This window comes from Burkholderia lata (assembly GCF_902499025.1).
Classification (GTDB): Bacteria; Pseudomonadota; Gammaproteobacteria; order Burkholderiales; family Burkholderiaceae; genus Burkholderia; species Burkholderia lata_C.
Genome location: NZ_CABVPW010000044.1, coordinates 43,620 through 56,753 on the forward strand (window position 1 = coordinate 43,620; position 13,134 = coordinate 56,753).

10 protein-coding genes are annotated in these 13,134 nt (G+C 69.3%); 2 read left to right on the forward strand and 8 right to left on the reverse strand.

Annotated features, from left to right (window positions below; all coding sequences use genetic code 11):
• Positions 1-142: 142 nt before the first annotated feature.
• From BDI24065_RS33490 to BDI24065_RS33515, 6 genes are all read right to left on the reverse strand, one after another.
• A complete protein-coding gene (locus BDI24065_RS33490) occupies positions 143-1,837 on the reverse strand; it encodes a cation acetate symporter (RefSeq protein ID WP_175034805.1) in 1,695 nt (564 codons plus the stop codon).
• Positions 1,838-1,848: 11 nt separating this feature from the next.
• Entirely contained in the window at positions 1,849-2,154 is a 306-nt protein-coding gene (locus BDI24065_RS33495) for a DUF485 domain-containing protein (protein WP_085042116.1), read from the reverse strand.
• A gap of 238 nt (positions 2,155-2,392) precedes the next feature.
• Positions 2,393-3,598, reverse strand: coding sequence for a CaiB/BaiF CoA transferase family protein (locus BDI24065_RS33500; protein ID WP_175034806.1), 1,206 nt, complete (start codon positions 3,596-3,598; stop codon positions 2,393-2,395).
• A 30-nt stretch (positions 3,599-3,628) separates the two neighbouring features.
• A complete protein-coding gene (locus BDI24065_RS33505) occupies positions 3,629-4,765 on the reverse strand; it encodes an acyl-CoA dehydrogenase family protein (protein ID WP_175034807.1) in 1,137 nt (378 codons plus the stop codon).
• 14 nt (positions 4,766-4,779) lie between these two features.
• Positions 4,780-5,988: an acyl-CoA dehydrogenase family protein gene (locus tag BDI24065_RS33510; protein WP_175034808.1), complete on the reverse strand. Its 1,209-nt coding sequence runs from the start codon at positions 5,986-5,988 to the stop codon at positions 4,780-4,782.
• A 29-nt stretch (positions 5,989-6,017) separates the two neighbouring features.
• Positions 6,018-8,150: a 3-hydroxyacyl-CoA dehydrogenase NAD-binding domain-containing protein gene (locus tag BDI24065_RS33515; protein WP_175034809.1), complete on the reverse strand. Its 2,133-nt coding sequence runs from the start codon at positions 8,148-8,150 to the stop codon at positions 6,018-6,020.
• Between the two features lie 247 nt (positions 8,151-8,397).
• Between BDI24065_RS33515 and BDI24065_RS33520 the strand changes: the two genes are divergently transcribed.
• Positions 8,398-9,360, forward strand: a complete 963-nt coding sequence (locus BDI24065_RS33520) for a LysR family transcriptional regulator (protein WP_175034810.1) — start codon at positions 8,398-8,400, stop codon at positions 9,358-9,360.
• A gap of 71 nt (positions 9,361-9,431) precedes the next feature.
• Positions 9,432-11,309, forward strand: a complete 1,878-nt coding sequence (gene ggt / locus BDI24065_RS33525; RefSeq protein WP_175034811.1) for a gamma-glutamyltransferase — start codon at positions 9,432-9,434, stop codon at positions 11,307-11,309.
• Between the two features lie 54 nt (positions 11,310-11,363).
• On the opposite strand, the gene BDI24065_RS33530 is transcribed toward ggt, so the two are convergent.
• Both BDI24065_RS33530 and BDI24065_RS33535 read right to left on the reverse strand, forming a co-directional pair.
• Entirely contained in the window at positions 11,364-12,326 is a 963-nt protein-coding gene (locus BDI24065_RS33530; protein ID WP_175034823.1) for an ABC transporter permease subunit, read from the reverse strand.
• Complete coding sequence (locus BDI24065_RS33535; RefSeq protein ID WP_175034812.1) at positions 12,326-13,123, reverse strand: taurine ABC transporter ATP-binding protein; 798 nt, start codon at positions 13,121-13,123, stop codon at positions 12,326-12,328. Before BDI24065_RS33535 ends, BDI24065_RS33530 begins: the two co-directional genes overlap by 1 nt.
• Positions 13,124-13,134: the final 11 nt, after the last annotated feature.

Here is a 13,134-nt window from a genome sequence, read left to right on the forward strand (position 1 = left end):
CGATGCCAGGTTCCCGAAACCCGTCAAACCTTTGTTTTCATTGTATTTCTCATAATGCGGCAGGCAAGGAAATCCGGGATTCCGGATTTCCGGAAAATATCCGTCCGGCGATCCGGACGGATATCCCGATTCGTCAGATCAATCAGTGCTGCACGGCGCGGCCGGCCAGCACGCCCGTCTGCGCGTAGAACTCCTGCTGCGCGAACGCGTCGCGCTCGCGCCGTGCGCGCTCGCCGCGATCCGCGAGCGAGCCGACGACGATCCCGATGAACGCGAGCGGCACCGACACGAGCGCCGGGTTGTCGAGGAACACCGGCGCGTGCGCGTGGTGCAGCACGTCGACCCACACCGACTTCGACAGCACCGTGAGCGCGACCGCCGACACGAGTCCCAGGCCGCCGCCGAGCACCGCGCCGCGCGTCGTCATCCCGCGCCAGAAGATCGACATCGCGAGCACGGGGAAATTCGCGCTCGCGGCCACCGCCGCGACGAGACCGACCATGAACGCGACGTTCACGTGTTCGAACAGGATCGACAGCCCGATCGCGACGGCCGACAGCGCGATCGTCGCCGCGCGCGAAATGCGCATCTCGACGCGCTCGTCGGGGTTGCCGCGCGCCCACATCTGCGCATACAGGTCGTGCGAGATCGTCGTCGCGCCGGCGAGCGTCAGACCGGCGACCACCGCGAGGATCGTCGCGAACGTGACGGCCGCGATGAAGCCGTAGAACCAGTTCCCGCCGACCGCCTGCGCGAGCTTCACCGCGACCATGTTCGAGCCGCCGAGCAGATCGTGTGTGAGATTGAACGTGCCGTTCGCGCCGAGCTTGAAGAACTCCGGATGCTGCGCGAGCAGCACGATCGCCGAGAAGCCGATCACGAAGGTCAGCAAATAGAAGTAGCCGATGAAGCCGGTCGCATAGAGCACCGACTTGCGTGCCTCCTTCGCGTTCGGCACCGTGAAGAAGCGCATCAGGATGTGCGGAAAGCCGGCCGTGCCGAACATCAGTGCAATGCCGAGCGACAGCGCGTTGGCCGGATCGCGGATCAGCTTGCCGGGGCCCATGATCGACAGCGCGCCCGGATGCACGGCCACCGCTCGGCGGAACATCTCGTCGACGCTGAAGCCGAACTCGCCGAGCGCGAGCACGACCAGCACCGTCGCGCCGCACAACAGCAGCACGGCCTTGATCACCTGCACCCAGGTGGTCGCGGTCATCCCGCCGAAGAACACGTACACGACCATCAGCACGCCGACGATCAGCTCGGCCGTACCGTACGACAGCCCGAACAGCAGCTGGATCAGCTTGCCCGCGCCGACCATCTGCACGACGAGGTACAGCACGACGATGGTCAGCGAATTCGCGGACGTCAGCAGCCGGATCGGCCGCTGCGCGAAGCGGTACGCGACGACGTCGACGAACGTGAACTTGCCGAGGTTGCGCAGCGGCTCGGCGATCAGGAACATCACGAACGGCCAGCCGACCAGAAAGCCGATCGAGTAGATGAGCCCGTCGAAGCCGAACATGAACACCATCCCGGACAGCCCGAGGAACGACGCGGCCGACATGTAGTCGCCCGCGATCGCAAGCCCGTTCTGCAGCCCGGTGATGCCGCCGCCGGCCGTGTAGAAGTCGCGCGTCGAACGTGTGCGCCGTGCGGCCCAGCGCGTGAGCGCGAGCGTCGCGAACACGAACGCGAAGAACATCCCGATCGCGACCGGGTTCAGTTCGACCTTGTCGGGCATCGGGCCCGCGACCGATACCGCATGCGCGGCGGAAGAAACGAGAGCGAAGGGAACGGCAAGCGCGCCAGGCGCGATCGAGGGTCGTCGCATGTCGGCCTCCGTCACGAACGCTGCAGGATCGCGTCGACGCGGCGGTCGAACGCACGATTCGCGCGCAGCACGTAGCACGCGGTCAGGCTGATCGCGACCAGGATGATCGCGACGCCCGCGGCGATCCCGACCGTCGTCGTCGCGCCGCGGTACAGCGGCGCGGCGAGCACGTGCGGCGCGAGCGCGACGAGCAGGATGAAGCCGTAGTACGTGGCGATCATCAGCGCCGTCAGCGTGAAGCTGAAGCGGCGCCGCGCACGCACGAGCTGCTGGTAGTCACGGCGCGCCGTGACCGATTCGATGACGGAAAGCTCCATGTTGTCTCCTGTCGACCAGAGTTGGCGCTTCAGCGTCTACTCTGGTCCCATGCTTCGCGGTCGACCAGAGTTGGCGCTTCAGCGCTTACTCTGGTCCCATGCTTCGCGGTCGAATGGAGCTAGCGCTTCAGCGCTTGCTCCAGTCCCCGCAGGGCGATCTCCTCGTCGTCGCGAGGTGTGTCTTATGGATGGCCGGCGCGTCGACTGCTCCGCCCGCGCCGCGGCGGCAAAACTCGCGTTACACGATGCGTTCCGCACGCAGCCGCGCGACCTCGTCGGCCGACATCCCGAGCCAGCCGCCGAGCACCGCGTCCGTATCCGCGCCGAGCACCGGCGGCGCACCGCGCACCGGCAGCCGCGCGCCGTCGAACCGATACGGCGGCGCGAGCACGTCGACGCCGCCCGCGACCGGGTGCGGCTGCCGCGTGACGAGCCCCGCGCGCGTCGCGCGTTCCGACTTCAGCGCTTCGTGCAGCCCGAGTACTTCGCCGCACGGAATGCCCGCATCGGCGAGCGCGGCAAGCAACGTCGCGCGCGACCGGCGCGCGAGTTCGCGGCGAATCTCGGGCAGCAGCTCGGCGCGGTTCTCCGAGCGGCCGAGGTTGGTCTTGTAGCGTGCGTCGGCCGCGAGGTCGGGCCGCTCGATCGCATCGCAGAAGCGCGCGAACTGCGTGTTGTTGCCGACCGTGATCACGAGCGGGCCATCGGCCGCGTCGAACACGCCGTACGGCACGATCGACGGATGCGCGTTGCCGTAGCGCGGCGGGTCCTCGCCCATCAGCAGCGCGTCGAGCCCGTAGTACGCGGTGATCATCAGCCCGCAGTCGAACAGCGCCATCTCGATGCGCCGCCCGCGCCCCGTCGCATGGCGCTCGTACAGCGCGGCGAGGATCGCCTGCGCCGAATACATGCCGGTGAACAGGTCGACCGCCGCGACGCCGAACTTCAGCGGCGGCTGGCCGGCCTCGCCGTTCAGCGCCATCAGCCCGGCCTCGCCCTGCACGACGAGGTCGTAGCCGGGCCGTGCGGCCTCGGCGCCCGACCGGTCGTAGCCGGAGATCGCGCAGTGCACGAGGCGCGGATTCAGCTCGGCCAGCGCGTCGTAGCCGAGCCCGAGCTTTTCCGCGCCGCCGAACTTGAAGTTGTGCAGCACGACGTCGGCCCGCGCGGCCAGCTCGCGCGCGAGCCGCTGCCCTTCGTCGGTCTGCAGGTCGAGACAGATCGAGCGCTTGCTGCGGTTCACGCTGTTGAAGTAGGTCGTCTCGGTGTCGCCGATCCTCAGGCCCCAGTCGCGCGTGTCGTCGCCGCGCGCCGGGTGCTCGACCTTGATCACTTCCGCGCCGAAATCGGCGAGCACCATCGCGCACCACGGGCCCGCGAGCACGCGCGAGAAATCGAGCACCTTCACGCCGGCCAGCGGCAATGCGCGCGATTCGTTCGTCATCCTTGTCTCCTCCATTCGCGTCGTTCGTTTTTACTGTTTCGACAGCGTGATGTAGCGCGCGAGATGATGATCCTCGTCGCCGAGCTGGTGATCGATCATTACGAGGCGCTTCGCGTAGTGCGACAGCGGCAGTTCCCACGTCATCCCGATCCCGCCGTGCAGCTGGATGCTCTCCTCGGCGACGAGCGTGCCGATCCGGCCGATGCTGTATTTCGCCGCCGCGAGCGCGCGTTCGCGCACCGCGCGCGGCGCATCGAGCTGCGCGGCCGCGTTGATCACGGCCGAGCGCGCCTGCTCGACTTCGAGCAGCAGGTCGGCCATCCGGTGCTGCAGCGCCTGGAAGCTGCCGATCGGCAAGCCGAACTGCTTGCGCGTGCGCAGGTAGTCGAGCGTGTACGCCTTCGCGACGTCCATCGCGCCGAGCGCTTCCGCCGACAGCGCGAGCAGCCCGTAGCCGAGCACGCGTTCGAGCAGCTCGGCGCCCGCTTCACCGTCATGCGCGCCGAGCGCGGCATCGGCCGGCAACACGACGCGTTCGAAGCGCACTTCGGCCGCGCGGCCGCCGTCGATCTTCCGGTAGTCGCGCAGCGATACGCCCAGTGCGTCAGCCGGCACGACGAACAGGCCGATGCCGGCCGCATCGTCGTCGTGACCCGACACGCGCGCGCTGACGACGAAGAACGCCGCCTGCGCGGCCTGGTCGACGACGCCCTTCGCGCCCGTCAGCACCCAGCCGTCACCCGAGCGTTCGGCGCGCGTGCGCACGGTCGTCAGTTCGTAGTGCGAGCCCGGCTCGTCATGCGCGAACGCGGCGCTCGCGCTGCCGTCGATCAGCGCGGCCAGCCGGTCGCGATGCGCAGCGCCGCCGGCGAGCGACAGCGCACGGCCCGCGAGCAGTGCGCCCAGGAACGGCTCGACGACGAGCCCGCGCCCGAGGCATTCGAACACCACGGCGATGTCGAAGCCCGCGCCGCCGAAACCGCCGTCGGCTTCGGGAAACAGCGCGCCGACCGTGCCGAGTTCGGCAAAGCGCCGCCACATCGCGCGATCGAAACCTTCAGCCGACTGCGCGATGCGATCGCGCACCGGGAACGCGTACTGTTCGGCGATGAAGCGGTTCAACGTATCCGCCAGCATCCGGCGGTCTTCTGTGTGCTGGAAATCCATCGTCGCGTCCCTCGTTACAGCCCGAGCATCATCTTCGCGATGATGTTCTTCTGGATCTCGTTAGAGCCGCCGAAGATCGACAGCTTCCGGTTGTTGAAATACTGCTGCGCGGCGCTCGCGGCTTCGTCCGGGCCGACCGGTTCGCCGTCGTAATCGGCATCGAATGCTTCCTCGACGAACGGCTGCGCATACGGCCCCATCGCGCGCCGCATCAGCGCGGTGATTTCCTGGCGGATCTGCGTGCCGCGGATCTTCAGCATCGAACTTTCCGCGCCCGGCGCGCCGCCGCCCGCGACCGCGGCCAGCACGCGCAGGTTGGTCGTGCGCATGTTCTCGAGTTCGATCTCGACCCGCGCGACGCGCGCCGCGAAGAACGGATCGTCCGCGAGCGGCCGGCCGTTCTTCTTGACCTTCGCGGCCACCGCGCGCAGCCGGTCGAGCGCGGCCGTCGAGAAGCCGATTCCCGCGATGTTGGTGCGCTCGTAAGTGAGCAGGTATTTCGCGTAGGTCCAGCCGCGATTCTCTTCGCCGACGAGGTTTGCCGCCGGCACGCGCACGTCGGTGAAGAACACCTCGTTCACTTCGTGCTCGCCGTCGAGCGTGATGATCGGGCGCACCTCGACGCCCGGCGTGTTCATGTCGATCAGCAGGAAGCTGATGCCTTCCTGCTTGCGCACGTCGGTCGCGGTGCGCACGAGGCAGAAGATCATGTTCGCGTAGTGGCCGAGCGTGGTCCACGTCTTCTGGCCGTTCACGAGGTAGTGCTCGCCCTGCGCGTCGATGCCGCGCACCGCGCTCGTCTTCACCGCCGCGAGATCGGATCCGGCGCCCGGCTCCGAGTAGCCCTGGCACCACCAGTCGGTGCCGTCGAGGATGCGCGGCAGCCAGTGGCGCTGCTGCGCCTCGTTGCCGTACTTGATCAGCACGGGCCCGAGCATGTTCACGCCGAACGGCACGATGCGCGGCGCACCCGCGAGCGCGCATTCGTTGTCGAACAGGAACTTCTGCGCGACGCTCCAGCCGGGGCCGCCGTATTCGCGCGGCCAATGGCTCGCGAGCCAGCCGCGCGCGTTGAGGATTGCGTGCCATTCGCGCATGTCGTCGCGCGTGAGATGCAGGCCGCCCTTCACCTTGCGCGCGATGCGCGCGGGCAGTTCGGCTTGCAGGAAGCGCTGCACTTCCGTGCGGAAAGCTTCCTCTTCGGGAGTGAAATTGAGGTCCATCTTCGGTCCGTGGCGAATGCGGTGGGCGTTCAGTCGATGCGGTTCAGGCTCGCGAAATCCGCGCCGCGCGCGACGAGATCGACGAGCAGCGGCGACGGCTTCCAGAACAGCGGATCTTCCTTCGCGAACGCGCGGATATCGGCGAGCACGTTCGCGGGGCCGACCGTGTCCGCGTAGTGCATCGGGCCGCCGCGATAGCGCGGGAAGCCGTAGCCGTACAGGAACACCGCATCGACATCGAGCGGGCGCAGCGCGATCTTCTCGTGCACGACGTTCGCGCCTTCGTTGATCATCGCGGCGAGGTAGCGGCGCAGGATTTCGTCGTCGGTGAACGTGCGCGGCGTGATGCCCTTCTTCGCACGCTCTTCCGCGACGATTGCGTCGACTTCCGGGTCCGGCGTACCGATACGCGCGCCGTCCGGATACAGGTAGTAGCCGCGCGCGGTCTTCTGGCCGAACCAACCGCGCTCGCACAGCCGGTCGGAAATCTCCACGTAGCGCGCCCGCGGGTCGCGCGTCGCCGCGCGGCGCTTGCGGGTCGCCCAGCCGATGTCGCCGCCCGCGAGGTCGACGACCTGGAACGGGCCCATCGGGAAACCGAATTCGCGCACCGCGCGATCGATCTGGTACGGCGACGCGCCGTCTTCCATCAGGGTGTCGGCCGCCGTGCGATAGACGGCGAGGACCCGGTTGCCGATGAAGCCGTCGCACACGCCCGCGCGCACCGGCGTCTTCTTCAACTGCTTCGCGAGCGCGAACGCGGTCGCGACGACGTCCGCGCTCACGCGCGCCGGCACGACGATCTCGAGCAGCTTCATCACGTTGGCCGGCGAGAAGAAATGCAGGCCGATCACGTCGGCCGGCCGGTCGATGCTTGCGGCCAGTTCGTCGATGTCGAGATACGACGTGTTGGTCGCGAGCACCGCGCCCGGCTTGCACACGCGCGCAAGCTCCGCGAACACGGCCTGCTTCACGGCCATGTCCTCGAACACGGCCTCGATCACGACGTCGGCCTGCGCGAGCGCGTCGTACGACGTGCTGCCCTTGAAGCGCGCGAGCCGCGCCGCATGCGCGGCCGGCGTCATCCGCCCCTTCGCGACGAGGCCGTCGTACACCTTCTCGACGTGCGCGCGGCCGCGCGCGAGCGAGGCCTCATCGCGTTCGATCATCGTCACCGGCAGCCCGGCGTCGAGCGCCGCGACCGCGATGCCCGCGCCCATCGTGCCGCCGCCGACCACGCCGATCCGCTCGACCGGCCGTGCCCTCGCGCGCCGCGCCTCGGGTGCCTTCGCCGCTTCGCGTTCCGCGAAGAACGCATGCACGAGGCCCGCGCGCTGCGGGCTGTCGATGCACTGCAGGAACAGGCTGCGCTCGAACTTCATCCCCGCGTCGAACGCCTGCGTAAGCGCGGCCTCGACCGCGTCGACGATCTTCGCGGGCGAGAACAGGCCGCGCGACTTCTTCGGCAGCTCCGCGCGCGCTGCGTCGATCGCGGCCTGCGCGGCCGCGCGGTCGGCGAGCCCCTGCGCGTCGCGCGTGCGGCGCACCGGTGCGCCGAGCGACACGAGCTCCTGCGCATACGCGAGGCCTTCGGCGAGCGTGTCGTCGCTGTGCGCGACGCGGTCGACGAGGCCGAGCGCGAGCGCTTCGTCCGCGCTCACATGACGGCCCGTCAGCATCAGGTCGAGCGCGGCCTTCGCACCGATCAGGCGCGGCGCGCGCTGCGTGCCGCCCGCGCCGGGCAGCAGGCCGAGCGTGACTTCGGGCAGCCCGAGCTTCGTGCCGGGCACCGCGAGCCGGTAATGCGCGGCGAGCGCGACTTCGAGACCGCCGCCGAGCGTCGCGCCGTGCAGCGCGACCACGACCGGCTTCGTACCCGATTCGATCCGCTCGCACACGTCGGGCAGCGACGGCGGCACGATCGGCTTGCCGAATTCGCGGATGTCGGCGCCCGCGATGAAGTTGCGGCCGGCGCCGACGATCAGCACCGCGCGGATCGCGTCGTCGGCCTGCGCGGCGTCGAGCGCGTCGGCGAGGCCACGCCGCACGTCGGCGGACAGCGCATTGACGGGCGGATGATCGATCGTGACGACGAGCACCTTGTCGCGCCGCTCACGCGTGACGGTGCCGGCCGGGCCGGTGGGGGAAGCGGGTGAGTTCATCGTGTCTCCTTGACGCGGCGGCAGGTGCGTCGACGCCGTCATGGCTCGCGGCATCGCGAGCGGCGCCGGGGCACCGGCCCCGGTCCCGCACGAAGCGGGACAAGATCCGGCCGTACGCCGGGCATGACCCGATTCTCGATTGATCTAGATTCATTGACAATTCCCTTCCGCTTTTACAAGCTGTCAAGTCTGACTTGACACTGAATGTTTCCGACCGTTAAACGGGCCGGATCAGGAGACGCGCCGCATGGACCTGAACGCGCTGACGCTGCTCGTCGAGATCCTCGACGCCGGCAATCTCAGCAAGGCCGCGCAGCGGCTCAAGATGAGCCGCGCGAACGTCAGCTACCGGCTGAACCAGCTCGAGCGCTCGATCGGCCAGCAGCTCGTGCGGCGCACGACGCGGCGCATCGAGCCGACCGAGATCGGGCTGAAGCTGTACGAGCACGGCCGGCGCATCCGCAACGAGCTGCTGGCCGCGCAGGAATCGGTGACGACGCTCGGCCAGGACCTGCAGGGCCGCGTGCGGCTGTCGGTACCGAGCGGCTACGGGCAGATGGTGATGTCCGACTGGCTGCTCGCGTTCAAGCGGCTGCATCCGGGCATCGTGCTCGACGTCGTGTTCGAGAACCGCGTGGAAGACCTGATGCGCGACGAGATCGACATCGCGGTGCGCGTGATGCCGGAGCCGCCGCAGAACCTCGTCGCGCGCGACATGGGTGCCGTGCGCTACGTCGCATGTGCGTCCGCTGCATTCGCGGCCGAACACGGGATGCCGGCGAGCCTCGGCGCGTTGTCGGCCTCTCCCGTCGTCACCGCGACGGTGATGGGCCGGCAGCTCAGGATCGCCGCGTATCTCGGCGACGAGCGCCACGAGGTGCTGCTCGAGCCCACGCTGATTTCGGAGAACTTCCTGTTCCTGCGGCAGGCGATCCTCGGCGGGATCGGCGTCGGCATCGTGCCCGACTACGTGGTGCAGGACGATATCCGGCGCGGCACGGTCGTCACGTCGCTCGACGCGTACCGGCTCAGCATCTTCGGCACGCACATGTACATGCTCTACATGCCGAACCGGCATCACACGCGTGCGACGTCGACGTTCATAGAGTTCATCCTCGAACAGGCCGGAAAGACCGGCCGGGGCGGGCCCGGCGCGATGCGTCAGGGTTTCCTGTCGGGTGACAAGCCGCCGGGCGCGCGGCGACAATAGCGCGCCGGGGCGGGCAGCCGCGTTGCGCCGGCACCGTCGCCTCCTTCGAATTCACTGCTGCCGAGGGTTCAATGTTCGACCGGATTCGTCCGCATTCGCGCTCCTGGACGCTGCTCGCCGCCGTCGCGCTCGTCGCGTTCAACGCCGGCTGCACGTCCCCGTCCACGCCGCCGTCGGGCGCGGTGGTACCCGTCGCCGCCGCATCGGGCGCGGCCGTGCCGCTGCCCGGCGTCCATGCGCCCGAGCTGTCGTCCGGCTGGACCGACAAGCCGGGCTGGACCTCGCAGCACTTCATGATCGCGGCCGCGAACCCGCTCGCGACGCAGGCCGGCTACGACATGCTGAAGGCAGGCGGCACCGCGATCGACGCGGCGATCGCGACGCAGATGGTGCTCGCGCTCGTCGAGCCGCAATCGTCGGGGATCGGCGGCGGCGCGTTCATGCTGTACTTCGACGGCCGTGCGACGCAGGCCTACGACGGCCGCGAAACCGCGCCGGCCGCTGCGACCGACCGCCTGTTCTACGGGCCGACCGGCCAGCCGATGAGCTTCTACGAAGGCGTCGTCGGCGGGCGCTCCGTCGGCACGCCGGGCGTGCTGCGCATGCTCGACGCCGCGCACCGCGCGCACGGCAAGCTGCCGTGGCGCCGGCTGTTCCAGCCGGCGATCCGGCTCGCGGAACACGGCTTCACGATCAGCCCGCGGCTCGCGATGCTGATCGCGAACGACAAGTACCTGAAGAACGACCCGGCCGCGCGCGCCTATTTCTACAACCCGGACGGCACGCCGAAGGCGGCCGGCACGGTGCTGAAGAACCCGGCGCTCGCGACCGTGCTGCGCCAGGTCGCCGACCGCGGCGCGAACGCGTTCTACAGCGGCGCGATCGCACGCGACATCGTCACGAAGGTGCGCAAGCATCCGACCAACCCGGGCCTGCTGTCGCTCCAGGATCTCGCGCGCTACAAGGCGAAGGTGCGCGCGCCGCTGTGCGCCGACTACCGGCACTCGGTCGTATGCGGAATGCCGCCGCCGTCGTCGGGCGGCCTCGCGATCGCGCAGATGCTCGGCATCCTCGAGGCGATGCCCGACTGGCAACAGATCGGCGCGCAGAAGCCGGTGCGCAACGACGTCGGCTACGAGCCGACGCCGTTCGCCGCACACCTGTTCAGCGAAGCCGGGCGCCTCGCGTATGCGGACCGCGCGCGCTATGTCGCCGATCCCGATTTCGTGCCGCTGCCGGGCGGCAGCTGGGCGAGCCTCACCGACAAGACCTATCTCGCGCAGCGCGCGCACCTGATCGGCGACAGCAGCATGGGCGTCGCGCAGGCCGGCACGCCGCAGGGCGCGACGCTCGCGATGGCCGACGACCGCAGCCCCGAGCTGCCGTCGACGTCCGACATCGCGATCGTCGACCGCTACGGCCAGGCGCTGTCGATGACGACGAGCGTCGAGGACGCGTTCGGCTCGCGGCTGATGGTGCGCGGCTTCATGCTGAACAACCAGCTCACCGATTTCTCGTTCGTGTCGAACGACAACGGCCGGCCGGTCGCGAACCGCGTGCAGCCGGGCAAGCGGCCGCGCTCGGCGATGTCGCCGGAACTCGTGTTCGACAAGAAGACGAAACAGGTGACGATGGTCGTCGGCTCGGCCGGCGGTCCCGCGATCATCAATCACGTCGCGAAGACGCTGGTCGGCGTGCTCGACTGGGGGATGACGATGCAGCAGGCGATCGCGCTGCCGAACTTCGGGTCGATGAACGGACCGACGCAGCTCGAACGCGGCCGCGTGTCGGAAGCACTCGCCGACGGGCTGAAGGGCCGCGGGCACGACGTGCAGGTCGTCGAGATGAACTCGGGGCTGCAGGGGATCCAGCGGCTGAACGTGCAGGGGCAGACGGTGTGGTTCGGCGGGGCGGATCCGCGGCGGGAAGGGATCGCGATGGGGGATTGAGGGCGGCAGCACGCCGGGGCGGCGCGTGAACGTCGCCCATGCGCCTGCGTGACGTCAGCCCCGCCCCTTCCACGGCACGATCCGCCGCTCGACCCAGCGCATCGCAAGATCGAACAGCCACGCGATCGCGCCGATGATCAGGATGCCCATCACGACGATGTCGGTGCGCAGGAAGCTCGATGCGTTGAGCACCATCTGTCCGAGCCCGGCCGTCGCGGCGACCATCTCGGCCGCGACGAGCGTCGTCCAGCCGAACCCGATCGCGATACGCAGCCCGGTGAGGATCTCCGGCAGCGCGGCCGGCAGCACCACGTGCCGCACGATCTGCGCGAAGCTGCCGCCGAGCGAATACGCGGCGTTGATCTGTTCGACCGTCGCCGCGCGCACGCCGGCACGTGCGGCCATCGCGATCGGCGCGAAGCACGCGAGGAAGATCACGACGAGCTTCGCCGTTTCGTCGATGCCGAACCAGATCACGACGAGCGGCAGGTACGCGAGCGGCGGCAGCGGCCGGTAGAACTCCAGCAGCGGATCGAGCACGCCGCGCGCGACGCGGCTCACGCCCATCAGGATGCCGGCCGGCACGCCGATCGCGGTCGCCAGCAGGAACGCGCCGAACACGCGCGCCGCACTCCACAGCAGGTGCTCGGACAACGGCAGGCCGCCCTGGATGCGCCCGTGCCAGGCATCGACGAATGCCGCCCACACGGCTTCCGGCGCGGGCAGGAACAGCGGCGGAAGCCACTGGCGATGCGTGGCGACCCACCACAGCACGGCCAGCACTGCGACCGTCGCCGTGCTCAAGGCCGCCGTCTTCCCCTCCCCCGGCAACCGGTAGCGGCGCGACGACGGTGCACGACGTTCTGTCGCCCGAATCCGCGTGCGATCGCCCTGCTCGAAACCTGCGGCCGTCCCGTCGGCCGCCCACGAATCCTGCGTGCTCATGCTGTCCTGCCTGTGCAAAGTGCTGATCCGACCGCGTCCGACCGACGCGCCCTGTCGCGCGAGTTCGTGCATCACGCGGCCACCTCGGCCGCTTCGTCGCGATGCAGGTACGCGATCAGCCGCTCGCGCCACGCGATGAAATCCGGTGAAGACTTCACCGCGCGCGCATCGCGCGATTCGACGTAGCGGCGCGCGAACGGCAGCTCGAAGGTTTCCGCGATCCGGCCGGGGCCGGGCGTCATCACGACGAGACGCGTCGCGAGGAACAGCGCCTCCTCGACATCGTGCGTAATGAAGAACACCGTCTTGCCGGTGCGCGCCCACACGTCGAGCACGAGCGCCTGCATCGTGCCGCGCGTCATCGCATCGAGCGCGCCCATCGGCTCGTCCATCAACAGCACGCGCGGGTCGCTCGCGAGCGCGCGCGCGATGCCGACACGCTGCTGCATCCCGCCCGACAGCTCGTACACGCGTGCATGCGCATGGCCATCGAGCCCGACGAGCGCGAGCATCTCCCGCGCCCGCGCTGCGCGTTCGGCCTTCGACACGCGTGCGAAGCGCAGCCCGAGCGCGACGTTGTCGAGCACGTCGAGCCACGGCAACAGCGCGTACTTCTGGAACACGACGCCGCGATCAGCGCCGGGGCCCGTGACCGGTACGCCATCGACGCGCACGTCGCCGGTGGTCGGTGCGACGAAGCCGGCCATGCAGTTCAAGAGCGTCGTCTTTCCGCACCCGGACGCGCCGAGCGCGACGACGAATTCACCGGCATCGATGCGCAGGTCGACGCGCGCGAGCGCCTGCGTCGTCGGCCTGCCGCGCTCGCCCGGATAGGCAACCGATACCTGACGGACTTCCAGCGTGCTCATGCTCAGGACTC

Coding starts and splice junctions, on each gene's coding strand:
- BDI24065_RS33490 (WP_175034805.1), bottom strand. CDS start 1,837: ATGCGACGACCCTCGATCGCGCCTGGCGCGCTTGCCGTTCCCTTCGCT.
- BDI24065_RS33495 (WP_085042116.1), bottom strand. CDS start 2,154: ATGGAGCTTTCCGTCATCGAATCGGTCACGGCGCGCCGTGACTACCAG.
- BDI24065_RS33500 (WP_175034806.1), bottom strand. CDS start 3,598: ATGACGAACGAATCGCGCGCATTGCCGCTGGCCGGCGTGAAGGTGCTC.
- BDI24065_RS33505 (WP_175034807.1), bottom strand. CDS start 4,765: ATGGATTTCCAGCACACAGAAGACCGCCGGATGCTGGCGGATACGTTG.
- BDI24065_RS33510 (WP_175034808.1), bottom strand. CDS start 5,988: ATGGACCTCAATTTCACTCCCGAAGAGGAAGCTTTCCGCACGGAAGTG.
- BDI24065_RS33515 (WP_175034809.1), bottom strand. CDS start 8,150: ATGAACTCACCCGCTTCCCCCACCGGCCCGGCCGGCACCGTCACGCGT.
- BDI24065_RS33520 (WP_175034810.1), top strand. CDS start 8,398: ATGGACCTGAACGCGCTGACGCTGCTCGTCGAGATCCTCGACGCCGGC.
- ggt (WP_175034811.1), top strand. CDS start 9,432: ATGTTCGACCGGATTCGTCCGCATTCGCGCTCCTGGACGCTGCTCGCC.
- BDI24065_RS33530 (WP_175034823.1), bottom strand. CDS start 12,326: ATGCACGAACTCGCGCGACAGGGCGCGTCGGTCGGACGCGGTCGGATC.
- BDI24065_RS33535 (WP_175034812.1), bottom strand. CDS start 13,123: ATGAGCACGCTGGAAGTCCGTCAGGTATCGGTTGCCTATCCGGGCGAG.